We start from the raw sequence: 23,765 nt of genomic DNA, 5'->3' as shown, positions 1-23,765 counted from the left end.
GCGGAGCTGTTTATATCCGGCCGTCAGTCAAGTACAGGGTCATCGCTGCCGCTGCCTCATCAGCGATGACAGACAGCGTTTCGAGAAAAAGCTGTTTATTGAAATGAACTGAATCCGGATTAGCAAAGCCGTGTCTGCCATTGAACTGATACACCCGGATACGGGGGTGCTGTTTTTCTTTTATGGCTTCGATGAATTGCGGCAGATCAAACGACGGTTCAAATGACGGAAAAAACAGCAGTGTCGGGCACGCGGGCTCAATGCCCGGGTATTGGCGGATTCGTGAGCCGTAATAACAAACGGCGCCGCTCACTTCTTTCATGCTGCTGCATATCCAGGCGATGGTCGCGCCCATGCTGAATCCGAGCACATACACCTCACGGCTTTCTTCATGTGCCTCCATGATCAGACGCCTGACGATTTCTTCTCCCTTTTCGAGCCGGCGGTTCTTTACAAACCGGTCATATGCCGTTTTTTCCTCTTCTGCATCATATACCTCCCGCTCTTCGAGAAGATTCGGCGTGATCACATCAAAGCCCGCCTTTCTGACCAGCCGGGCCATTTTTTTCATATGGGCATTCTTTCCGTATATTTCATGAATCAGTATCACGAGCGGCTTCGCTGTCATCAATATCACCCTTTCAATCTCTTTTCCATTATATCCTATCGGCGTTATAATAATGGAGAAAGGGATGAGGAAACTATGAATCAGAAGCTTTTGCCCCATCGCTATCCGTTCCTGCTGATTGACGGCGCAAAGGAAAGTGAACCTGGAAAACGAGCGGCGGCATATAAGCTCGTCAGCGAAAATGACTGGTTTATTACGGAGTCACAAAGGGAAATGCCGTTTTCACTCGTGATTGAAGCATTGGCTCAAACCGCTGCATACGCCGGAATTACAGGTGAAAACAGCCTCGGCCTGCTGTCTGCGGTGAAGAAAGCGGAAAGATTAGGTGCCGCTGTGCCCGGAGACCGTCTGGACCTTTTTTTCGAAGTCACGCGGAGCAGACGCGGTTTTGTGTTCGGACAGGCGAAAGCGTCTGTGGACGGGAAGCCTGTCGCGGAAGCGGAAATCAGTATATTTATTGAATCGCAGAAAAAATAGGATGCCGCTGTCCAAACGGACAGCGGCTGCTTGCGTCAAGCCTGTTATTTTGTATCGTAATCTCGTTCGCTTTGTGAATTGTCCCGCTGGTCGTGCTTGTGCTTTTCATCGTTGGCGTTTTCTTTCAGTTCTTCTAGCGGAATCGGATCTGTTAAGTCATGATGTTCAGGGTTTTCATTTACTTTGTTTTTCTGCTTTCTTTCTTTCATCCAACATCACCTCACCATTTGTTTTCCTCAACGGCGCCCTCGCCAAACGTCAGGGAGCGGGTTTTTGTCTGCGTGGGTATTATGTATTAAAATAGAGACGACTACATTATAAAAAGTGAGGTACATATATGCCGATACAAAGAGAAGACGCGGATATCAAACTGATCGCGATAGATATGGACGGAACACTGCTGAACGACGAGCAGCTCATTCCGGAGGAAAACCGGCGGGCAATCAAGGAAGCGGAGGCAAAGGGCGTTCACGTGGTCATCAGCACCGGCCGGACCTTGATGACGTGCCGTGAGCTGGCTGAGTCTCTTGAGCTGTCATCCTTTTTAATTACGGCAAACGGCAGCGAAATATGGGATTCAAACTTTCAATTGATTGAGCGCAAGCTTCTCCATACGGATCATATTCAGCAAATGTGGGATTTGAGAAATAAGCACAACACGAATTTCTGGGCCTCTACTGTGGACAAAGTGTGGAGAGGGGAATTCCCTGAAACGATTACGGATCACCAGTGGCTCAAATTCGGTTTTGACATTGAGGATGACGAGGTTCGGAATGAAGTGCTGAATGAGCTGAAAAAAAACAAAGAGCTTGAAATCACAAACTCCAGCCCGACAAATATCGAAGTGAACGCCCTCGGCATTAACAAGGCGGCGGCACTGGCGAAGGTATCGGAAAAACTCGGATTCACGATGGAAAATGTCATGGCCATGGGCGACAGCCTGAATGACATTGCCATGATTGAAAAAGCGGGTGTCGGCGTCGCGATGGGAAATGCGCAGGACATTGTCAAAGAAACCGCAGACTGGGTGACCGATATCAACACAGAAAACGGCGTTGCCAAAGCGATCCGGCATTGGGTGTTATAAGCAGAAAAGAGAGTCTCACAGTGAGGCTCTCTTTTTTTTATGCCGGATAGGTCCATGGTAGGTTTTCTGACAAAACGATGTTCAAAGCCGTGAGAATTGTTATAATAAGGAGAAGTCCAATAATTCGGAATAGTCATTCCGAATAACGGAATAATATTATAAAGCGTTTTCATAATAGCGGGAGGGATTTTATGTTTCAGATTGACGTCAATTGTGATTTAGGAGAAAGCTTCGGCGCTTACCGGATCGGACTCGATGAAGATATTCTGGAATTTGTCACATCTGCGAACATCGCCTGCGGGTTTCATGCGGGAGACCCCGGCGTCATGCGCAAAACGGTGGCGCTTGCAGCCGGCAAGGGCGTGAAAATCGGCGCTCATCCCGGGCTTCCTGATCTTCAAGGGTTCGGACGGAGGCCGATCGCAATTTCTCCGGACGAAGCGTACGATATGACAATGTATCAGATCGGCGCGCTGTCAGGATTTTTAAAAGCCGAAGGACTCAGCATGCAGCATGTAAAGCCGCACGGAGCCTTATACAATATGGCGGCGGTCGATCAAAAGCTTTCAGAAGCAATCGCCAAAGCCGTATACCGCTTTGATCAGGAGCTCATTCTTTTTGGGCTTGCCGGGAGCGAATTGATTAAAGCCGGAGAACAGATCGGGCTTCAGACGGCAAGTGAAGTATTTGCGGACCGCACCTATCAAGCGGATGGCACACTGACGCCGCGCTCACAGCCGGACGCGTTAATTCAGGATGATTCAAAAGCCGTGAAGCAAGTCATTCAAATGGTCAAAGACGGAACCGTAACTTCCCAGCAGGGACAAGCTGTGCGCCTGCAGGCCGACACTGTATGCATTCACGGAGACGGCGCCCACGCACTCACATTCGCAAAAACGATCAGAAAAGAATTACAAGCCGCCGGCATTCATATCAGTGCACTGGCACAGAACTGACCACAGAGGGAGGAAGACAGCATGGAGCAAAAAAAACAGCCGGCAGTGAAAAAAGCCGGAACTTGGTCATTGCTGATGGGAGCTGCTTTCTTAATGGCAACTTCAGCGATCGGGCCGGGTTTTCTGACACAGACGGCTACTTTTACAAATACATTGGCGGCCAGTTTCGGATTCGTCATTTTAATCTCTATTATTTTAGATATATTTGCCCAAACCAATGTATGGCGGATTATTGCCGTTTCCGGAAAAAGAGGGCAGGAAATCGCCAATATGGTGCTCCCGGGGTTAGGGTATATCATCGCCACGATAATCGTTCTTGGAGGCCTTGCTTTTAATATCGGAAATATCGGCGGGGCGGGACTCGGTCTTCAGGTGCTGTTCGGCATTTCTCCCGAAACGGGCGCCGTTATCAGTGCGGTTATTGCCGTCCTCATTTTTATGATTAAAGAAGCCGGAAAAGCGATGGATCGTTTTACGCAAATCGCGGGGTTTGTCATGATTTTATTAACTGTATATGTGGCTGTCACAACGGCGCCGCCGGTCGGCCATGCCATTGCCAAAACCTTTGTGCCCGATCATATCAGCGTGCTTGCCATCGTCACGCTTGTCGGCGGAACAGTCGGCGGCTATATCACGTTTGCCGGAGGCCACCGTCTGCTTGATGCCGGGATTAAAGGGAAGGATGCGATTCCCGAGGTCACAAAAAGTTCTGTAGCGGGAATTCTAATCACTTCTATTATGAGGATCGCTCTTTTTCTTGCCGTGCTCGGCGTCGTTTCAAAAGGACTGAATATTGACAAAAATAACCCCGCTGCTTCAGTGTTCCAGCTTGCGGCAGGAAATGTCGGTTATAAAATATTCGGATTAATTATGTGGTCCGCAGCCATTACATCGGTTATCGGAGCTGCTTATACGTCTGTTTCCTTTTTTAAAACGTTTTCTCCGAAAATCGAGAAGCATTCAAGAGGTATTATTATCGGCTTTATCATCGTTTCAACACTCGTTTTTATCACCGTCGGACAGCCCGCGAAAATTCTTGTATTTGTCGGATCTCTGAACGGATTCATTTTGCCGATTGCATTAGGCACGATTTTATTTGCCGCACATAAGAAAAAAATCGTCGGCGACTACAGGCATCCGATCTGGCTGACTGTTAGCGGCGCCATCGTTGTTGCGGTAATGGCCGTTATGGGGGTTTATACATTATTTACACAATTGCCGCAGTTATGGAGCTGATGAGATGAAACCGCTTATGAGTGATATGAGTCCGCATGAAGTCAGGCAGCTGATTCGCAAGGGGCAGATCACCGGTCCGACCGCGGGAATGGCCGCTTCTTATGCGCAAGCCAATCTCGTCATTTTAAAAAAAGAGTCAGCTTTTGATTTTCTCTTATTCTGCCAGCGCAATCAAAAGCCCTGCCCGGTGCTTGACGTGACGGAAGCAGGTTCGCCCGTTCCGGCAATCGCCGCGCCCGGTGCCGACATCAGGACGGATTTTCCGAAGTACAGAATATATGAACGCGGTGTGCTCGCCGAAGAGGTGACAGATATTACGCCGTATTGGAAGGATGATTTTGTCGGCTTTTTGATCGGCTGCAGCTTTTCATTTGAACAAGCGCTTATCAATCATCAAATTCCGGTCAGGCATATCGAGGAAGGTTCAAATGTTCCGATGTATAAAACCGATATCGACTGTGTCCCGGCAGGTCCTTTTTCAGGAAAAATGGTGGTGAGTATGAGACCGGTGCCGGAAAGGCAGGCCGTCCGTGCAGCGCAGGTCACGTCCCGTTTTCCCGCCGTGCATGGCGGGCCCGTCCATATCGGAAATCCGAAAGGCATCGGTATCAGCGATCTGGACAAGCCGGATTTCGGAGATGCTGTCACTGTGCGTGAAGGGGAGGTTCCCGTGTTTTGGGCCTGCGGCGTCACACCGCAGGCCGTGGTGATGGAGGCCAAACCTGACATCGTGATTACACATTCGCCGGGGCACATGCTGATCACCGATATAGAGAATGAGTCGCTGGCCGTTCTGTAATAGAGAAAAAGATATTTTACAACGAGGTGATGACAATGATGCAGTATAGCGGCAATGCCGCACTTGATATACAGCCGCTCGGTGATTCCGCCGTTATCATCCGTTTTGGCGAACAAATCAGCGAGCAGGTCAACGGCCGCGTTCATGCGGCAGCCGCTTGTATGGAAGAACGGCCGTTTCCGGGATTCATTGAATGCATCCCGGCCTTTACAAGCTTAACCATCTTTTATGATGTATACGCCGTCTCCGACATTCAGAAGGGTGTCTCACCGTTTGAGCTGGTGAAAAAAGAAGTGGCGGAACGCCTGAGCGATCTTACGGCGGAGCAAAAAGACGGCCGCCGGATCATCGAGATCCCTGTTTGTTACGGCGGGGAATTCGGTCCTGATTTAGAAGAGGTCGCCAAGCTTAACGATCTGACGCCTGAAGATGTCATCCGCATTCATACCGAAGGCGAATATCTTGTTTATATGCTTGGGTTTGCACCGGGATTTCCGTTTTTAGGAGGAATGTCTGAGCGGATCGCCGCCCCGAGAAAATCGTCGCCGAGACCTTCAATTCCGGCCGGTTCAGTCGGCATCGCCGGGCTTCAGACAGGTGTGTATCCGATTTCCACCCCAGGCGGCTGGCAGCTGATCGGCAGTACGCCGCTTAGCCTGTTTCAGCCTGAAAAAAATCCGCCGAGCCTGTTAAGAGCCGGTGACACGGTGAAATTCGTCCGAATCACAGCGGAAGAATACAGCCGCCGGAAGGAGGAAGCCAATTGAGTATGAAAGTGTTGAAACCTGGCCTGCTGACAACGATCCAGGATACCGGCAGAACCGGTTATCAGAAATACGGCGTATTAGGAAGCGGCGCCATGGATACCATTTCCCTGCGCATCGCCAACATGCTCGCCGGAAACGAAGAAACAGAAGCGGGGCTTGAAATCACGCTCATGGGGCCGGGGCCTTCGTTTGAAATGACAGAACCCGCGGTCATCGCCGTAACGGGCGCTGAATTTGCCTTACACATTAACGGAGAGCCGGCCCCTCTGTGGAAGCCGATTTTCATTAAGGAAAACAGCACTCTCTCATTTGGGCCGTGCAAGCTGGGAAGCCGCGCTTATCTCGCTGTTGCGGGAGGGTTTGACGTGCCCGCCGTCATGGGAAGCAAAAGCACCTATGTCAGAGCGGGGATTGGCGGTTTTCACGGCAGAGCGCTGCAAAAAGATGACGAGTTGCCGCTCGGCAGAATGACACAGCTATCGAAAACCATAGCAGCCCGTCTGAGCAGCTTTGCCGGACAGCGCGGTTATTCAGCACCTGATTGGGCCGTCAGCCGCCGGGGATTTTTACCGCTGAAAAAAAATCCGGCTATTCGCGTTCTGGAAGGCACCCAATTTAACGCCTTTACCGAGGAGGCGAAAACGCGTTTTTATCATGATCCGTTTAAAGTCACACCGCAATCCGACCGGATGGGCTATCGGCTGAAGGGCGAACAGCTTGAATTAGAGGAGCCGCTGGAAATGGTGTCAGAGGCCGTGACATTCGGGACGGTGCAGGTGCCGCCGGACGGAAATCCGATCATTTTGCTGGCGGACAGACAAACGACGGGAGGCTATCCGAGAATTGCGCATATTATCTCTGCCGATCTTCCTCTCGTCTCGCAAATGATGCCCGGTGAGCATATCACCTTCAAGCCTGTTTCAAGAGAGGAAGCAGAAATGCTGATTCTGCAAAGAGAAGAGCAGGTGAACGAGCTGCAAGTAAGGCTTAAAATGGAATGGCTATAACAAAGGGGCTGAGAACGTGGAGAACAAAAACAAAACCGTAGTCAAATCAATGGAATTGCTTCATTTGTTTTTGACAGAGCCGAGTCTGACCTTAAATGAAATGGTATCACAGTCAGGGATGCCGAAAACCTCCGTTCACCGGATGGCCTGTTCATTGGAGGAAATGGGATTTCTCACCCGCGGGGCCGATGGCCGTTATCAATTGGGGCTGATTTTTTTACAGTTCGGGCAGCTCGTCTCCGAACGCCTTGACATCAGAAAAATTGCAAAACCTATCATGGAAGAGCTGTGCGTCGAAGTGGATGAGGCAGTTCAGCTTATTATGAGGGACGGTGATGAAGCCATTTATGTCGAAAAAATAGAAGGCACACAAACCGTTCGTCTCTATACGGCAATCGGCCGGAGATCCCCCTTGTACGCGGGAGCGTGCGCCAGAAGCATTTTGTCGTTTCTGCCAAGAGCTGAGATTGAAGCTTATCTTCAGCAGACAGAGCTTAAGGCGATCGGCTCAGGCACGATCACAGATCCGGCTGCATTGCTACAATCGATTGAAACGTCATTAAAAACGGGGTATACGCTCAGCTACTCAGAATTGGAGAACTATACCGCAGCGATCGGAGCGCCGATTTTCAACCATGAAGGCAAGGTGGCGGCGGGGATCAGCATTGCCGGCTTTGAAGCCAGATTTTCAGAGGACCGCCTGCCGTATTTAACGGATAAGGTCAAAAGCGCCGCGCAGCATATTTCTGAGAAATTGGGGTATTGACGGAGCCAATTTATCTTCACTCGCGTACATTACAATATCGACAGTAACGAGTGGAGGAAAGAAAATGGCACTTGTTTATACGGCGCTCGGCGATTCTTTGACCACCGGAAGGGGAGCCTGTCCGTTTTCAGCCGGCTTTGTTCAGCGTTTCGGGTGTATGATGGAAGAAGATTTACAGACAAAGATCGACATTTCTGTTTTTGCGAAATCCGGCCTTGAGACGGGAGAAATCCTGGGACTTATGTCTTGTCCGTATATTCAAAGGCGGATTCAAGCAGCAGATATGATTACGATCACAGGCTGCGGCAATGATTTAATCGATTCTGTTCAAACGTATCAGCAAACATCGGATGCCTCTATCTTTACCCGCGTGTCTGCGCATTGCCATGAAAATTTTGAAAAGATGATTGCCAAAATTGCCGACATAAAAGGAAAGCATCCGGCTCCTTATGAAATCCGTGTCTTCAATTTATACAATCCGTTTCCCAGCATCCCTATTGCTGAAAAATGGATTTCCTCTTATAATGCTCACCTCAGCACGCTCGCATCAGAGCCGCACGTGAAAATCGCCGATGTTCACAGCGCCTTCAAAGGAAAGCTGAACGGCTATCTCTCCATTGACCGCGTTCACCCTAACGGCAGGGGCTACGAAGTCATGGCCCGTGTCCTGCGGGGGCTCGGATACGGAAGCCTTGCCGCTTCTTAACAAAACGCGCTCCATTTTTTGGGGGCGCGTTTTGTTGCGCTCCTTAAAACAAACTTAAAATTGCCCGTCTCTTGTTCTATATGCAAAAAAAGTACGCTAGAATAATGGGGGATAAAGACAGAAATAGAATTGTGTTCAAAAAACGAAGAAAAGAAAGGGTGGATTTTTTTGCTGCGCGCCTTAAAGCTATCACTCGCTATGCTGATTATCATACTTGCGGCTGCCGCATTTACGTATGCAGAGCATACCTCAGTCATCCAGCCGATTATGCTTGTGTTTCTCGGTGCGGTCATGTTTATTCAAGGACTGGAAGAAAAAAGAAAAGAAAACGACAGCTCGGGAAAATTTAATATGTACACTGCCGTTTTTGTATGGTCGATCTCCTTAATCGGTTTTACGCTTTACGCTATCTGATCATGATATATCCTGAAAATGCTCCACAACGGGAAATGGTGAATAAAAACGGTGCAGCAAGGCTTTCCATTCCTGATACTCCGGCGATCCGCGAAAGCCTTTTGTATGATCCTCCAATGTCTCCCATTCTACAAGCAGCAAATATTTATGCGTCTCCTCCATACATTTGGACAAGGAATGGGACAGATAACCTTTCATGCCCGCTATAATCGGCTCCGCCCTGCGAAACGCCTCTTCGAATTCCCCTTCAAGACCTTCTTTTACATGCAGCATGGCTGCTTCTCTGATCATTCAAAACTCCCCCTTTTTTTAATAGATAAATTGTATAGGAATATGGGCAAAGATTGCTAGAAAAATAAAAAAATTTTACACTCTGTATGAAAAAAATCCTTGCATGCCTGATTTGGTTTAGGAGAAAATAACATTTGGAAGGCAGGGGAATAGATAGTGAAAAAAGGTATATACGTATTATTTTTACTTGCAGGAATCATAGGATTGATCGGCTGTTCAAAAACAGAATCAGCCGAAGACAGAATGAAAGATTTCGTCAAAGATTGGAACGGCGGTCATTACGATAAAATGTACCAAAGCCTTACTCAGGATGAAAAGAAAAAAATATCCAAGAAGGATTTTGTGAAACGGTATGAAACCATTTATGAACAGGCAGGCGTCAAAAATCTGAAAGTCACTGCTGAAAAACAGGACGAAGACGATAAGAAAAAAGACGACCTCCAGCACATCGGTTATAAAGTCAGTATGGATACAAAAGCAGGAAAGGTCGCCTTTGAAAACACGGCCGTCCTGAAAAAAGAAAAAACTGATGATGGAGAATCATGGAACATCGACTGGAATCCTTCCTTTATCTTCAAACAGCTTGCTGACGACAAAACCGTGCAAATTGCAAATGAAGAACCCAAGCGCGGCCAAATTTACGACAAAGAAGGAAAAGGACTTGCCGTTAATACAGAGGTGCCGGAAATCGGCATTATCCCTGGCAAACTCGGCAAGGACAAAGAAAAAGTGATCAAAAAACTGTCTGAAAAACTAGACCTTTCTGAAGACGATATTAAAAACAAACTGAATCAGAGCTGGGTAAAAGACGACTCCTATGTGCCGATTCAGAAGGTCAGACCTGACGATGAAAGCATGGTCAGCAGCCTGCTCTCATTAGACGGCGTCACGAAAACGAAAGTCAGCTCCCGCTACTACCCGTACGGCGAAAAAGCGGCCCACCTGACCGGATATATTAAGACCATCACTGCGGAAAAATTGAAAGAAACAAAAGAAGGCCAATACAGCGACACATCCAAAATCGGCATCGCCGGTCTTGAATTTGTATATGAAGACAAGCTGCGCGGCAAAACGGGATGGAAAATTTACGTTCCGCAAACAGGGGACGTCATTGCTGAAAAGAAAGCCGAAAACGGCCAGGATATTCATTTAACAATCGATATGAAAACCCAAACAAAGCTGTACGACTCCATGAAGGATGACAGCGGAGCGGCGGTTGCCCTCGAACCGAAAACGGGAGAAACCCTGGCGCTTGTCAGCGCGCCGTCTTACGACCCGAACGGCTTTATTTTCGGCTGGAACGATAAAGAATGGAAAAAGCTGAACGAAGATAAAAACAATCCGTTTACAGCAAAATTCAACAAAACCTATGCACCGGGCTCAACCATTAAACCGATTGCCGCGGCGGTCGGCCTGACGAACGGAACGTTAAAGGCTTCTGAAAAGAAAAAAATCACCGGCAAAGAGTGGCAAAAAGACTCAAGCTGGGGAGGCTATCATGTCACGCGGGTGTCAGAGCGCCTGAGTGAAGTCGATCTCGAAAACGCCTTGATTACGTCCGACAATATCTACTTTGCGCAAAATGCCATTGACGCGGGTGCAGATGCATTTACAAAAGGATTAAAATCATTTGGCTTTGATGAAGATATTCCGTATCAATTTCCGATAGAAAAGTCATCAATCGCTAACGGCAAGCTCGATTCCGATATCCTGCTCGGCGATACCGGTTACGGTCAGGGACAGATGCAAATGTCTCCGCTGCACTTGGCAGCAGACTATACCGCATTTGTAACCGACGGAAATCTCGTCAAACCGACATTAGTCAAAGACGGCGTGAAAACACCGGAGATCTGGCACAAGCAAGTGGTATCCAAAGCAAATGCCGAAGAAATCACAAAAGGCCTGAGAGGCGTCGTTGAAGATCCGCGCGGCTCAGCATACCAGCCGGTCGTAAGCGGCATTACCGTAGCCGGAAAAACGGGAACAGCCGAACTGAAGACGTCCAAAGAAGATAAAAACGGCAAAGAAAACGGCTGGTTCGTCGGCTACGATTACAAAAAGAAAGACCTGCTGATCGCAATGATGATTCAAGACGTCAAAAAACGCGGCGGAAGCCACTATGTCGTGGAAAAAGCGAAAAAGCAATTTCAGGACAAGTAAAAGACGATTTTTTCAGGACGAAAGGATAATAGGCCGCTGAAGCCGAATCAAAGAGCATGGGGCATTTCCTAAAAAGCACAATCACAGGCGGGGACACACAAAGAAAAAGGGGGATTTCACATGCGGCGTATTCAATTGGCAGAAGATCTGGAATTTTCAAGGGTCATACACGGGCTTTGGCGTTTGAATGAATGGAATTATTCGGACGGGGAGCTGCTCAATCTCATTGAATGGTGTATTTCCCAAGGCATAACCACCTTCGACCACGCCGACATATACGGCGGTTATACGTGTGAGAAGCTGTTCGGCGGAGCTCTTGCCCTTTCGCCTGCCGTAAGGGAACAAATAGAAATCGTCACGAAATGCGGGATTGTCATCAAGTCACCGGAACGGCCCGAAAACAGGTCGCATCATTATAATACGGCGAAAGCTCATATTTTAGCGTCTGCGGAGCAATCACTTTTAAACCTTAACACGGATTATCTGGATGTGCTTCTCATTCACAGGCCTGACCCGTTAATGGACCCGGAAGCCGTGGCCGAAGCATTTCACGCGCTGAAAAGCTCAGGCAAGGTCAGATATTTCGGCGTGTCAAACTTTAAAGCGCATCAATACAGAATGCTGGAATCCTACTTGGATGAACCGCTTGTCACCAACCAAATTGAAATATCAGCCTATGAGCTGGAAAATCTCCATGACGGCACATTGGACTTCTGTCAGGAAAAACGCATTGCACCGATGGCATGGTCACCGCTTGCAGGCGGCAGCGTATTTGCCGGAACATCGGACAAAGACACCCGAATCCGTGCCGCGCTTGAGTCCGTCCAAGAGGAAATCGGAGCCGCATCCATTGATGAAGTGATGTACGCCTGGCTGTTCACCCACCCGGCAAACATCATGCCGATCGTGGGAAGCGGAAAACAGAACCGCATTTCCGCCGCGATCAGCGCTTCGGAATACAAGCTCAGCCATGATCAGTGGTTTCGGATTTATACAAGCGTACAAGGATACGATATTCCATAACACAAACAAACGCCCGGAAGATGATCATCTTCCGGGCGTTTGTTCATGTGGTGTGCATTGTCAAAACAATAAGGTCAATTTGAAGTATAGACCGCCGTTTATAGAGAAACAAGCATCCCGACAGGTTATCTGACACATTTTTCTTTTTTCAATGCTGTCGCACTGCTCAATGCCAAATTACCATTTATAAATGGTTGAATATGAACTGAAAGCGTTTTATATTATAAGGTACATCAATTTCCCCAGCAAACACAACCCCTATCCACTGCCCCTCACAACTTGAAAATCTGGAGGCGCGTTTCATGTATAAGACAGCGAGAGAACAAAAATTAATGAAGCATCTTTTATTGCAAAATCGGTACGAGACAGTACATGAACTGGCAGAAGCTTTGCAAGTCAGCACACGTACCATTCACCGCGAATTGAAAACGGTCAAACCGCTGATGGAATCATTCGGCCTGACCCTTGATAAACAGCCGGGAAAAGGCCTTAAGGCTGTAGGGAGTTCAGAAGATAAACAAAGACTGCTGGCTGATTTGTCCTATGAACAGAATGAATACAGCGCCGAGGAACGGAAGCTCTTGATTCTTTGTTCGCTATTAGAGTCTCAAGATCCGATCAAACTCTACAGTCTTGCGAATGAACTTCAAGTCACAAATGCGACGGTCAGTTATGATCTGGATGAGCTGGAGGCGTGGATTGCGCCGTTCGGCCTGACGCTTATCCGCAAAAGAGGTTTCGGCATTCAGCTTACAGGGCCTGAAAATGCAAAACGGAAAATCGTCGGCAATCTCATTGTCAACCGCCTTGATATTCAGAGTTTTTTGGAAGCGGTTGAATTGAATATTAAGAGAACACCCGGCTCAACAGAGAAAATGTTCGGCGTCGTGAACAAAGGAGAACTGTTGAAAATGGACCGGCTCTTATTTCAGCTGAAGGAAAAAATCGCATTCGCCTTATCTGACAGCTCCTATATGGCACTTGCGGTTCATTTAACCTTCGCAATGGATCGGATCAGACTCGGCGAAACGATCACGATGGAGGCGTCGGAACTTGAGGCGCTTCAGCAGACGAAAGAATACGGCTCCGCGCTCGAAATGGCAAAAGAGCTTGAAAAAGCGTTCGGCGTTCTCATTCCGGAAGCTGAGATCGGTTATATCACGATTCACTTGCGAAGCGCCAACCGCAAATACAAAACTGAATTCAAACCGCAGGAAATTGAATTCGAAACCGCTTTGCAAACAAAGCGGCTCATCTGCTTTATTTCTGAAAAAATCAAAATCGACCTGACGGAAAACGGTTCATTATACGACGGTTTAATCGCCCACCTGGAGCCGGCCATCAACCGTGTGAAAGAAAATATCAACATGTACAACCCGATGACGGAGCAAATTAAGCGCGACTATTTTCTTCTCTACATGGCGGTAGAAGAAGGGATGGAAAAATACTTTCCGGGACTGGCTTTTTCCGATAATGAGATCGCTTTCATAGTCCTTCATTTCGGTTCAGCGCTGGAAATCAAAAGAGAAGAGGCGAAAATTAAGGCGCTGATCGTGTGTTCAAGCGGCATCGGATCGTCTAAAATGCTTGCCTCAAGGCTGAAAAAAGAGCTTCCTGAAATCCGTTCCTTTGACATGTCTTCCCTCATTGAGCTGAAGGACCGCGATATCGGCGCATACGATATGATCGTGTCCACTGTCCCGATCCCGTATGAAAATATTGATTACATTATGGTCAGCCCGTTATTAGACGAGGAAGACGCTGATCAAGTCAAGCAGTACATTAAAAGGAAGATCCCGCTGATTCTTGATAAAAAACGAGGCAGGCAGTCAAGAGAAGAAAAGAAACCGGACACACCGGATATGCTGGAGGCCGCCGGACGTATGAGGCATTATGCAGCGGTCATCGAAGACGTTTTGCGGCATTTTTCAATCAGGCCCATCGAATCAAATATGGAATACGATCTGTTTTTGGGAAATCTGTTTCACATGCTGGAGGAAGAAGGCCATGTCCGTGACGCGCAAAAAACCGCGCTGCTGCTTGCTGAGCGTGAGCGGCAGGGAGGCCTTGGCATCCCCGGCACCGCGATGACACTTTATCATCTCAAAAATGAAGCAATTGTCACGCCTTTTTTCAAAATTTATGATTTGACGGCTCCATACAGTGTCAAAGGCATGGACGGAAACTCCCTTACCGTCACACGCGCGCTGGTGATGATGGCGCCGGCTGATATGCCCGCTGAAGGAGCGGAAATTTTAAGCGCGGTAAGCTCGGCCATCATTGAATCAAAAGACAGCATGGAAGCCTTTCAGACCGAGGGTGAAGCGGATTTATATGAACGGTTAAACAGGCTGTTTTATCTCTTTATGCAGGAGAAATGGCAGCGGTAAACAGAAAGCGCACGCCACTGGAAAGGCGTGTGTTTTTTTCGGCATGTATGAGGGTAAGGTGCAGGGAAGAAACTAAAAACACGGGACTATTATACCATTCCGAGATAGAATAGTTCTAAAACAAAATTGTTTTACAAGTTATCTTTTTTGGTTTAAAATGGGTGGCGTGAGGAAGAAAATCTGACAGAGTTTTATGGGATTTATCATTATGGGAGATGAAAATATGAAGACATTGCAGCATCTGATTCTGCATGACATTCCAAATAGCGAAGAGATAGAAGCTGTAAAAAGCGGTGCGCATACCCTGAATTACGCAGAATATCGCAAACGAATCAACCAGCTTGCACAAGCGCTTCTAGATAAAGGCATACAAAAAGGCGACCGGGTGGCAATGCTTTGTAAAAACGGCCGCGCATCATCTATCATCATGTTTGCGGCGCTTGAAGTCGGCGCGGCAGTTGTGCCGGTCAGCTGGCAGTTAACACCTTATGAAATGAAAGGCATCTTATCAGCCTGTGAACCGAAAGCCATTTTTTACGGCACAGAATTCGAAGACATCATGAAAGAGGTGCTTCCTGCGCTTACATTATCGCTGCGTCTGACGGTGGTGACGGGAACCGCTGAGGAAACAGCGCCTGAATTTGATGCTTTGTTTACCAGCTCCGGCGAAACGCCTGATGTTGAAATGGTGTCTGAAAACGATACGGCATTGCTGATGTTTACGTCCGGCACAACAGGCAATCCGAAACGCTGCATGGTCACCCACGGCGGCATTTATAACTACGTGAAGTCCACGTTGGCGGGCAGCGTACGGATGCAGAACGTTCGTTTCTTAGCTTGTCATCCGAATTACCATACAAGCGCGATCATCTGTCAGATGGTCGGAACGGTGACCGGGACGACGTTTATCATGACGGACACTCAGGACCCTGTTGAAAACTTAAAGCTTATTGAAAAAGAAAAAATTCAAACTGTTATGGCGCTGCCTGTCTACTACACATACCTGCTCAAAGCATGGGAAAAGCACCAAACTGATTTGTCTTCAATTATTTATATGCTGACAGGCGGCACCAAAGTGCCAAGCAGCCTCATCCAGCAGTATGACGATATCGGCATTCCGCTCATGCACGCCTACGGAAGCACCGAAGCATGGGGCATCAGCTCATGGAATCCGCAAATGGGCATGGATAAAGCGGCCTCTGCAGGAAAACCGATGGAGGAAGTCGATGTGCGGATTGAAGATCCGGAGACAGGCGAAGTGCTGCCTCAGGGTTCAATCGGAGAAGTTGTCGTTACAAGCCCGTTTTTATTCAAAGGCTATGAAGACAACGAAGAAGCGACGCGGAAAGTGCTAAAGGATGGCTGGTTCCGCACAGGAGACTCCGGCTATGTGGATGAGGATGGATTTATCTATATCACCGGACGTTATAAGGACGTCATCATCTACGGCGGAGACAATATTTATCCTGACCAGATTGAAGAGGTTATCCAGCAAGTTCCGGGTATTCTTGAAACGGCTTTAGTCGGTATCCCTGATCCGCTTTACGGCGAAAAACCGAAAGCATTCATCGTGACAAACGGCAGTGAAGACCTTACAGAAGAAGAGGTTACCCGTTACTGTCAAGAACGGCTTGCTGCCTTCAAAATTCCGGAAATCGAGTTTGTCAGCGAACTTCCGAAAAACAACCTTGGCAAAGTGAAAAAAGACGTATTGCGCAAACAAGCGGTGCGTCCATAAGAAAAACCCGGCATCCCGCCGGGTTTTTTTATGCGTTTTTTTATGCGTTCCATGTGAAACATTTTTCTCCAAAAACGTTTTCGAACTGTTCTTTCATGTTTAATCCGCAAATGCAAGAGGTAGACAAGAAATATGACAGCGAACAAAAAGGAGGAACATGACATGGGAAACTATCCGAAAGAATTTCCTGCGGAAACACAGAACCGCCAGCCCGGAATCGAGAGCGAAATGAATCCGGCACCTGTATATGAGGACAAAGAATATAAAGGCGCAAATAAATTAAAAGGGAAAACCGCCCTTGTCACCGGCGGAGACAGCGGCATCGGCCGCGCCGTGGCAGTGGCTTACGCTAAGGAAGGCGCAAATATCACCATCGTCTATTTTGATGAACACGGAGATGCGGAAGATACAAAAAAACGTGTTGAACAAGAAGGCGTGAAATGTCTGCTGATCTCCGGCGACGTCGGCGAGGAGGAGTTTTGCAATGAAGCGGTTGAAAAAACGGTGAATGAATTCGGACGTCTCGACATTCTCGTGAATAATGCCGCAGAACAGCACCCGCAAGAAAGCATTAAGGACATTACAAGCGAGCAGCTTCACAGAACCTTTCAGACAAACTTTTACTCGCAATTTTATTTGACTAAAAAAGCAATTGACTATATGAAGCCGGGCAGCTCCATTATCAATACGACATCAATTAATCCGTACAGAGGCAACCCGCAGCTGATTGACTATACAGCAACAAAAGGCGCAATTAACGGGTTTACGAGATCAATGGCCCAAGCGCTTGTCAAAGACGGAATCCGTGTCAACGCCGTAGCGCCGGGGCCGATCTGGACACCTCTTATTCCGTCCACATTCTCAGGAGAATCAGTCGCTTCCTTCGGCCAAGATACGCCGATGGGGCGCGCCGGCCAGCCTGTCGAACATGTCGGCTGCTATGTGCTGCTTGCTTCTGATGAATCTTCCTACATGACAGGGCAAACGCTGCACGTCAACGGCGGCGGCTTTGTGACCACATAAGGGGGCGAGAGCATGGGAACCTCAAGACGTGACGTTAATGCATATTTTCAAAAAGCGGGAATCATTCTGACTGATGATGAGATCGAGGACATTCAGATAATGGATTACGGCTTAGGCAAGCTTCAAGAAACGGGGCTCCAGCTGTTTATTTACGCCAACACCGATCGGTACTGCTCTAAAGAATTGGTGCTGTTTCCGGGCCAGACGTGCCCGGAACACCGCCATCCGCCCGTTAACGGCGAAAAGGGGAAACAAGAAACCTTCCGCTGCCGGTGGGGCAAGGTGTATCTTTATGTGGAAGGCGAAGAAACGGAACATCCGAAAGTTCTCCCGCCCGAAGAAGATCGGGAATATTACACCGTCTGGCATGAGATTGTGCTGGAGCCGGGCGGACAATACACCATTCCGCCAAATACGAAACATTGGTTCCAAGCGGGAACAAAAGGAGCGGTCGTTACTGAAATGTCTTCGACAAGCACGGATGACCATGATATATTTACCGATCCGCGTATTTAAGGATGGAGCTTATAAGCTCCATCTTTTTTATGTGGAAAAAAATGAAAAAAGAAGTATAATGGCTAATAAAGGAAAGAAGGTGCGGCTATGTTTTCTTATCAAATAGATGAGAATCTCACCATCAGACTGCTCACACAGGAAGATACGAATGAATTATACGCGGTGATTAAGCGAAACCAAAAACATCTCAGCGAATGGCTAAGCTGGGCTGAAGAGCTGGCTGATATCGACACATACCGCAATATACTCATACCGGAATGGCGTTATAAATATGCAGAACAAAAAGGATTTGATGCAGGTATTTTTTTAAAAGGCCGTTTTTGCGGCATGATCAGTATGCACAATTTGGATACAGCCAACCATAAAGCGGAAATCGGCTATTGGCTTGATCAAAATGATGAAGGAAAAGGCATTATTACCGCCTGCTGCCGGGCTGTCATTGCCTATGCTTTTTGTGATCTCGGACTGAACCGCATCATGATCTGTGCTGCCGAGAAAAACGCGAAAAGCAGAGCCATTCCGGAACGCCTCGGGTTTCAGAAGGAGGGCTTGGCGAGAGAAGGCATTTTTGTGCAAGGCACATATCATGATTCAGTCAACTACAGCATGCTGAAGCGGGAGTGGAATCCTGATAAATAAGAAGAGCACACTTCTTGGTTTAATTGTCTTCCCGTTGTGGAAAAGTAAAAGCGGAGACGTTAAAAAGGAGTGATTCTTTATGAATCAGGATGAAATCAAACAAAAAGTGCTGGAAGTGCTGGATCATCATAAAATCGGTTCGCTTGCTACCGTAGAGCAAGGTAAGCCGCATTCCCGCTATATGACATTTTTCCATGACGGCTTAACGATTTACACGCCGACAAGCAAGGAAACACATAAAGCGGAAGAAATTGAAAACAACCCGAATGTCCATATCCTGTTAGGCTATGACTGTGAAGGCTTCGGTGACGCTTATGTGGAGGTTGCCGGAACAGCTAAGCTCAACAATTCAGAGGAACTGAAAGATAAGCTTTGGAGTTCAAAATTGGAGCGCTGGTTCGACGGAAAAGACGATCCGAACTTGGTTGTTCTTGAAATTAAACCGCAGCAGATCAAGCTGATGAACGCTGGTGAGACAGCGCCGGCTGAGCTGAAGCTTTAACAGATTTGATTATTCAGGGGCAGTCTGTTATAATTAACCGCTAGGTACCAAACATGCAAATAAAAAAGAAAGTAAACTTCTTTTTTCTGTTTTATAAAGAAGCTTCAGGCTTCAATATACAGCTTGAAAGAAAGCTGAGCTTATTCTTTTCCTTCTGAACATTCGCCCCTAACGAAGAGATGGAAAAAAGACTTTTTGTTTTACAATTCACACCGGCGCGGCTTCGGAGCCGCAGTGACGATTGAGAGGTAGGGCTTTCGTTGTCTTGTGTTCAAGAAATTCCATGGTGTTTACTTTCGAACGATGATTCTGTCGGAACAATCAATAATGAATCTGCCCCGCGGGCTAAGGCGGGAAATATAATCTTTATTTGCTTAGAAAAGAATAAGACAAACCGCACCGGCCAAGCCGGGCGGTTTTTTTATTTATCACGAAACCTCGACCGCTTTTAGAGAGTCTAATCAGTATGAAGAAGCTGGAGGAAAAAGAAATTGCACGTTATCACATCACAAGTACTGTTCATTTTTTGCTTTCTGCTGTTAATTCACTCTATTGAAACGCTTGCCTACGCCACGAGGCTTTCAGGCGCAAGAGTCGGATTTATTGCATCCGCTCTGTCCTTATTTAATGTCATGGTCATCGTATCACGCATGTCAAACATGGTGCAGCAGCCGTTTACCGGACATTTAGTTGATGCCGCAGGGACAAATGCGCTGTCTGTCGTAGGCGCGCAGTTTCGGTTTTTAATATTCGGCTCAACCGTCGGGACGATGCTCGGCATCTGCCTGCTCCCGACATTCGTCGCCTTATTTTCACGGGCGATTATTCATTTGGCGGACGGCGGCGGGTCCGTGATGCAGGTGTTCAAAAAAGGTTTATCGCTGAATGGGCTGAAGCATGCCCGATCCTATATCAGAATGCCGTCAGTTTCCTATTTAAAAGGCCTTCAATTCCGGATGATCCCGAAACGCCTGTTTGTCATTAATATGGTCATTACCTCGATTTACACGATCGGGGTTCTGTCTGCACTGTATGCCGGCCTTCTGGCGCCGGAGCACAGCACGACGGCCGTCATGGCATCCGGCTTAGTCAACGGGATTGCGACCATGCTTTTGGCCGTGTTTGTTGATCCGAAAGTATCCGTCCTCGCCGATGATGTGGCGAAGGGCAAACGAAGCTATGTCCATTTAAAGTGGGCATCCTTGACAATGGTGACATCAAGGGTGGCGGGCACGCTGCTTGCCCAGCTCGTCTTCATTCCCGGCGCTTATTATATTGCCTGGGTGACACAATGGATGTAACGGGCGCAAAAAAGCTCCTCTTTGAAAAGAGGAGCTTTTTTTATTTATAGTTTCTCAGGCCGCGGTCATAAAAAAAGTTGCCGAACGGAATGAAAGCCGCGATAAACCCGGCGGCTGACCATTTGAACGGCCATTTGACAGAAAACGCCGCATAAGCCAGCACAAACAAATATACAATAAACAATCCGCCATGAATGGAGCCGGCAATGGTGACGGCGAGCGGATGATGTGCCCAATATTTGAGCGGCATCGCAATAAACAAAAGCACTAAAAGCGACATGCCTTCGATAAATCCCATCGTGCGAAGCCTGCCGATTGGCGTGTGAAGCATAAAACAACCTCCTTACGGACATCTATTTCTCTATACTATAAGCGATGGGCCGTCCAAATATGACGGTTTTGCCATCATTTTCGAAAAACCGTCATATTTCAAGCAGCTGCTCTTGTCTTTTTACTTATTTCTCCTGATAATAAAGCCAAAAGGGTAAGGAAGGATTACGGTCATGAAACTGGATAATATTGATCTGAGCATTATTAAGGAGCTACAAAGAGACAGTCGTCTGTCCATGAGAGAGCTCGGCAGAAAAATTAAGCTGTCAGCGCCGTCCGTAACCGAACGGGTCAGGCAGCTTGAATCTTTCGGCGTCATTAAACGTTATACATTGGAAATTGATCAAAAGAAAATCGGGCTTCCTGTATCTTGTATTGTAGAAGCGACAGTGAAAAACGGAAAATATGATCAGTTTAAAACCTACATTCAATCCATTCCCAATATCGAATTTTGCTTCCGCGTTGCCGGAGCGGCGTGTTATATGCTGAAAATCAATGCGGACAGTCTGGAAGCGATCGAACAATTCATCAACCGCACCTCTCCGTATGCCCAAACCGTCACCCATGTCATTTTCTCAGAAATTGACACGAAAAACGTCCTTGATTAGAGAGAGCATGAGGAAGTCTGTTATAATAGCAGGATGATTGTGAAAGAAAGAGAAGTGAAAAGTATGTCAAAAACAGTTGTATTAGCTGAAAAACCTTCAGTCGGACGGGACTTGGCCCGCGTTCTGAAGTGTCATAAAAAAGGAAACGGATATCTTGAAGGCGACCGCTACATCGTCACATGGGCGCTCGGGCATTTGGTGACGCTTGCTGACCCTGAAGGATACGGCAAAGAATATCAATCATGGCGGCTTGAAGATCTGCCGATTATTCCGGAGCCTCTGAAGCTCGTCGTCATTAAAAAAACAGGGAAGCAGTTCAATGCGGTCAAAGCCCAGCTTGCCCGAAAAGACGTAAGCCAGATCGTCATCGCGACAGATGCAGGACGGGAAGGGGAGCTTGTCGCCCGCTGGATTATCGAAAAGGCGCATGTCCATAAACCGATCAAACGGCTGTGGATTTCCTCGGTGACTGATAAAGCGATCAAAGAAGGGTTTCAAAAGCTCCGCAGCGGCAAAGAGTACGAAAACCTGTACCATTCCGCCGTTGCCAGAGCAGAAGCGGATTGGATTGTCGGAATCAATGCGACCCGCGCGCTGACAACAAAATTTAACGCGCAGCTGTCATGCGGACGTGTCCAGACGCCGACTCTGGCCATGATCGCGAAACGGGAAGCGGATATTCAGGCGTTTACGCCCGTTCCTTATTACGGGCTTCGCGCGGCAGCCGATCATATGACGCTGACGTGGCAGGATAAGAAAACAAAGCAGACAAGAACGTTCGACCAAGCGGTGACAGGCCGTTTGGCAAAAGAGCTTCAAGGAAAACAGGCTGTCATTTCAGAATTGAAGAAAACAGCGAAAAAAAGCTTCGCTCCCGGTCTTTACGATTTAACGGAATTACAGCGTGACGCTCACAAACGTTTCGGTTTTTCCGCGAAAGAAACGCTGTCCGTTCTCCAAAAGCTGTATGAGCAGCATAAGCTTGTCACATACCCGCGGACGGATTCAAGATTTCTTTCCGCTGACATCGTGCCGACATTAAAGGACCGTTTGAACGGCATGGAGGTCAAACCTTACGCCCAATACGTCAATCAGATTTTAAAACGCGGTGTTAAAGCGCATAAAGGTTATGTCAATGATGCCAAGGTATCGGATCACCATGCCATCATTCCGACAGAGGAACCGCTTATTCTCTCAAGTCTCAGCGATAAGGAACGCAAGCTTTACGATCTGATTGCCAAACGTTTTCTCGCCGTCTTGATGCCGGCGTTTGAATATGAAGAAACAAAGGTGATTGCTGACATCGGCGGAGAAACGTTTACCGCAAAAGGCAAAACCGTTCAGTCTCCGGGCTGGAAAGCCGTCTATGATATGTATGAGGAAGACGATGACCATGAGGACGACAAGGATCAGACGCTCCCGTCTCTTCAGCAGGGACAGCGCCTTTCTGTCACCTCGCTGAAAGAAACAAGCGGACAGACGAAACCGCCGGCGCGTTTTAATGAAGGAACGCTATTATCCGCGATGGAGAACCCGAGCGCTTTTATGCAGGGAGAAGAGAAAAACCTTGTCAAAACGCTGGGCGAAACGGGAGGACTCGGTACAGTCGCCACCCGCGCCGATATTATTGAAAAACTGTTCAACAGCTTTTTAATTGAGAAAAAAGAAAAAGATATTTTCATCACGTCAAAAGGAAAGCAGCTCTTACAGCTCGTTCCAGAAGATTTAAAATCACCGGCTTTGACTGCCGAGTGGGAGCAAAAGCTCTCCGCCATCGCAGCGGGCAAATTGAAATCCGCCGTCTTTATTAAAGATATGAAATCATACGCGGGTCAAACGGTGAAAGAAATCAAAAACAGCAGCCAAACCTTCAGGCATGATAACATTTCCGGAACCGCCTGCCCTGAGTGCGGCAAAATGATGCTGAAGGTCAACGGCAAACGCGGCACGATGCTCGTGTGCCAAGACCGGGAATGCGGCAGCCGGAAAACGCTGGCGAGAAAAACAAACGCCCGCTGCCCGAACTGCCATAAAAAAATGGAGCTCCGCGGCCAGGGCGAAGGCCAAACCTTCGCATGTTTATGCGGCCACCGTGAAAAATTGTCCGTCTTTGAAAAACGCAAGGCAAAAGATAAGGGCGGACGCGCCTCGAAGCGAGACGTTTCATCTTATATGAAAAAACAAAACAACGATGAACCGATTAACAACGCACTGGCAGAGCAGCTGAAAAAGCTGGGGCTTGATAAATAAATCAAGAGGAAGGCAGCATTTATATAAATGCTGCCTTTTGTTGTGTTTTTCTCTGTCAGTCCTCTCATTTTTCAGAGCACATCCCATTTTTACCAATATGAAAAAAGTGCTAGTAATCCGGGAACGTTTCTTATATAGTAGAAATACTTTG

The 23,765-nt window shown here is 47.7% G+C and carries 25 protein-coding genes; 21 read left to right on the top strand and 4 right to left on the bottom strand.

Translation table 11 applies throughout. From position 1 onward, the window contains the following. Positions 1-10: 10 nt before the first annotated feature. Entirely contained in the window at positions 11-628 is a 618-nt protein-coding gene (locus tag KY305_RS17955; RefSeq protein WP_223063687.1) for a dienelactone hydrolase family protein, read from the bottom strand. A gap of 75 nt (positions 629-703) precedes the next feature. Between KY305_RS17955 and KY305_RS17950 the strand changes: the two genes are divergently transcribed. After that, positions 704-1,105, top strand: coding sequence for a 3-hydroxyacyl-ACP dehydratase FabZ family protein (locus tag KY305_RS17950; RefSeq protein WP_214801725.1), 402 nt, complete (start codon positions 704-706; stop codon positions 1,103-1,105). Positions 1,106-1,149: 44 nt separating this feature from the next. Here KY305_RS17950 and KY305_RS17945 read toward each other — a convergent pair whose 3' ends face one another. After that, positions 1,150-1,314: a hypothetical protein gene (locus KY305_RS17945; RefSeq protein WP_156476741.1), complete on the bottom strand. Its 165-nt coding sequence runs from the start codon at positions 1,312-1,314 to the stop codon at positions 1,150-1,152. Between the two features lie 128 nt (positions 1,315-1,442). Here KY305_RS17945 and KY305_RS17940 point away from each other — a divergent pair, with 128 nt between their 5' ends. The 9 genes from KY305_RS17940 to KY305_RS17900 all read left to right on the top strand — a co-directional run bounded on the left by KY305_RS17940 (position 1,443) and on the right by KY305_RS17900 (position 8,843). After that, complete coding sequence (locus KY305_RS17940) at positions 1,443-2,192, top strand: Cof-type HAD-IIB family hydrolase (RefSeq protein ID WP_214801722.1); 750 nt, start codon at positions 1,443-1,445, stop codon at positions 2,190-2,192. Positions 2,193-2,383: 191 nt separating this feature from the next. Then, positions 2,384-3,148 (top strand): 5-oxoprolinase subunit PxpA, encoded by a 765-nt coding sequence (locus KY305_RS17935; RefSeq protein WP_223063686.1) that lies wholly within the window; start codon positions 2,384-2,386, stop codon positions 3,146-3,148. A 21-nt stretch (positions 3,149-3,169) separates the two neighbouring features. After that, positions 3,170-4,384, top strand: coding sequence for an NRAMP family divalent metal transporter (locus KY305_RS17930; RefSeq protein WP_223063685.1), 1,215 nt, complete (start codon positions 3,170-3,172; stop codon positions 4,382-4,384). Between the two features lie 25 nt (positions 4,385-4,409). Continuing rightward, on the top strand, positions 4,410-5,183 hold the full coding sequence (locus KY305_RS17925) for a putative hydro-lyase (protein ID WP_223063710.1): 774 nt from the start codon (positions 4,410-4,412) through the stop codon (positions 5,181-5,183). Positions 5,184-5,218: 35 nt separating this feature from the next. Further along, complete coding sequence (gene pxpB, locus KY305_RS17920) at positions 5,219-5,950, top strand: 5-oxoprolinase subunit PxpB (protein ID WP_223063684.1); 732 nt, start codon at positions 5,219-5,221, stop codon at positions 5,948-5,950. A 2-nt stretch (positions 5,951-5,952) separates the two neighbouring features. Further along, positions 5,953-6,957: a 5-oxoprolinase subunit C family protein gene (locus KY305_RS17915; RefSeq protein WP_223063709.1), complete on the top strand. Its 1,005-nt coding sequence runs from the start codon at positions 5,953-5,955 to the stop codon at positions 6,955-6,957. Positions 6,958-6,973: 16 nt separating this feature from the next. After that, a complete protein-coding gene (locus tag KY305_RS17910; RefSeq protein WP_223063683.1) occupies positions 6,974-7,723 on the top strand; it encodes an IclR family transcriptional regulator in 750 nt (249 codons plus the stop codon). A gap of 64 nt (positions 7,724-7,787) precedes the next feature. Further along, positions 7,788-8,429 carry a GDSL-type esterase/lipase family protein gene (locus KY305_RS17905; RefSeq protein ID WP_223063682.1) on the top strand — a complete coding sequence of 214 codons (642 nt, stop codon included), beginning with the start codon at positions 7,788-7,790 and terminating at the stop codon, positions 8,427-8,429. A 168-nt stretch (positions 8,430-8,597) separates the two neighbouring features. Continuing rightward, positions 8,598-8,843 (top strand): YczI family protein, encoded by a 246-nt coding sequence (locus KY305_RS17900; RefSeq protein ID WP_061522853.1) that lies wholly within the window; start codon positions 8,598-8,600, stop codon positions 8,841-8,843. Here the strand turns inward: KY305_RS17900 and KY305_RS17895 are convergent, their stop codons facing one another. Next, positions 8,844-9,134, bottom strand: a complete 291-nt coding sequence (locus tag KY305_RS17895; RefSeq protein WP_223063681.1) for an antibiotic biosynthesis monooxygenase family protein — start codon at positions 9,132-9,134, stop codon at positions 8,844-8,846. A gap of 153 nt (positions 9,135-9,287) precedes the next feature. Between KY305_RS17895 and KY305_RS17890 the strand changes: the two genes are divergently transcribed. The 9 genes from KY305_RS17890 to KY305_RS17850 all read left to right on the top strand — a co-directional run bounded on the left by KY305_RS17890 (position 9,288) and on the right by KY305_RS17850 (position 20,426). Continuing rightward, the gene (locus tag KY305_RS17890; protein ID WP_223063708.1) at positions 9,288-11,294 is read left to right on the top strand and encodes a penicillin-binding transpeptidase domain-containing protein; all 2,007 of its coding nucleotides are present in this window, start codon (positions 9,288-9,290) and stop codon (positions 11,292-11,294) included. Between the two features lie 120 nt (positions 11,295-11,414). Then, a complete protein-coding gene (locus KY305_RS17885; RefSeq protein ID WP_223063680.1) occupies positions 11,415-12,317 on the top strand; it encodes an aldo/keto reductase in 903 nt (300 codons plus the stop codon). A 302-nt stretch (positions 12,318-12,619) separates the two neighbouring features. Beyond that, positions 12,620-14,707, top strand: a complete 2,088-nt coding sequence (locus tag KY305_RS17880) for a BglG family transcription antiterminator (protein ID WP_223063679.1) — start codon at positions 12,620-12,622, stop codon at positions 14,705-14,707. A gap of 223 nt (positions 14,708-14,930) precedes the next feature. Beyond that, positions 14,931-16,445, top strand: coding sequence for a class I adenylate-forming enzyme family protein (locus tag KY305_RS17875; protein ID WP_223063678.1), 1,515 nt, complete (start codon positions 14,931-14,933; stop codon positions 16,443-16,445). A 162-nt stretch (positions 16,446-16,607) separates the two neighbouring features. Then, on the top strand, positions 16,608-17,468 hold the full coding sequence (locus KY305_RS17870; RefSeq protein ID WP_223063677.1) for an SDR family oxidoreductase: 861 nt from the start codon (positions 16,608-16,610) through the stop codon (positions 17,466-17,468). A 12-nt stretch (positions 17,469-17,480) separates the two neighbouring features. Further along, entirely contained in the window at positions 17,481-17,984 is a 504-nt protein-coding gene (locus KY305_RS17865; RefSeq protein WP_223063676.1) for a D-lyxose/D-mannose family sugar isomerase, read from the top strand. A gap of 87 nt (positions 17,985-18,071) precedes the next feature. Beyond that, positions 18,072-18,623 carry a GNAT family N-acetyltransferase gene (locus tag KY305_RS17860; protein WP_223063675.1) on the top strand — a complete coding sequence of 184 codons (552 nt, stop codon included), beginning with the start codon at positions 18,072-18,074 and terminating at the stop codon, positions 18,621-18,623. Positions 18,624-18,702: 79 nt separating this feature from the next. Next, the gene (locus tag KY305_RS17855) at positions 18,703-19,125 is read left to right on the top strand and encodes a pyridoxamine 5'-phosphate oxidase family protein (RefSeq protein ID WP_223063674.1); all 423 of its coding nucleotides are present in this window, start codon (positions 18,703-18,705) and stop codon (positions 19,123-19,125) included. Positions 19,126-19,616: 491 nt separating this feature from the next. Continuing rightward, on the top strand, positions 19,617-20,426 hold the full coding sequence (locus tag KY305_RS17850) for a lipid II flippase Amj (RefSeq protein WP_223063673.1): 810 nt from the start codon (positions 19,617-19,619) through the stop codon (positions 20,424-20,426). 40 nt (positions 20,427-20,466) lie between these two features. Here KY305_RS17850 and KY305_RS17845 read toward each other — a convergent pair whose 3' ends face one another. Further along, on the bottom strand, positions 20,467-20,757 hold the full coding sequence (locus KY305_RS17845) for a DUF3817 domain-containing protein (protein WP_223063672.1): 291 nt from the start codon (positions 20,755-20,757) through the stop codon (positions 20,467-20,469). A gap of 172 nt (positions 20,758-20,929) precedes the next feature. On the opposite strand from KY305_RS17845, the gene lrpC reads away from it, so the two are divergent. Continuing rightward, the gene (lrpC, locus tag KY305_RS17840; protein ID WP_061528972.1) at positions 20,930-21,364 is read left to right on the top strand and encodes a transcriptional regulator LrpC; all 435 of its coding nucleotides are present in this window, start codon (positions 20,930-20,932) and stop codon (positions 21,362-21,364) included. A gap of 63 nt (positions 21,365-21,427) precedes the next feature. Next, positions 21,428-23,614, top strand: coding sequence for a DNA topoisomerase III (locus tag KY305_RS17835; protein WP_223063707.1), 2,187 nt, complete (start codon positions 21,428-21,430; stop codon positions 23,612-23,614). Positions 23,615-23,765 lie beyond the last annotated feature (151 nt).

It is taken from the genome of Bacillus sp. YC2, assembly GCF_019891195.1.
GTDB lineage: Bacteria > Bacillota > Bacilli > Bacillales > Bacillaceae > Bacillus.
This window is presented reverse-complemented; position numbering and strand designations above follow the sequence as displayed.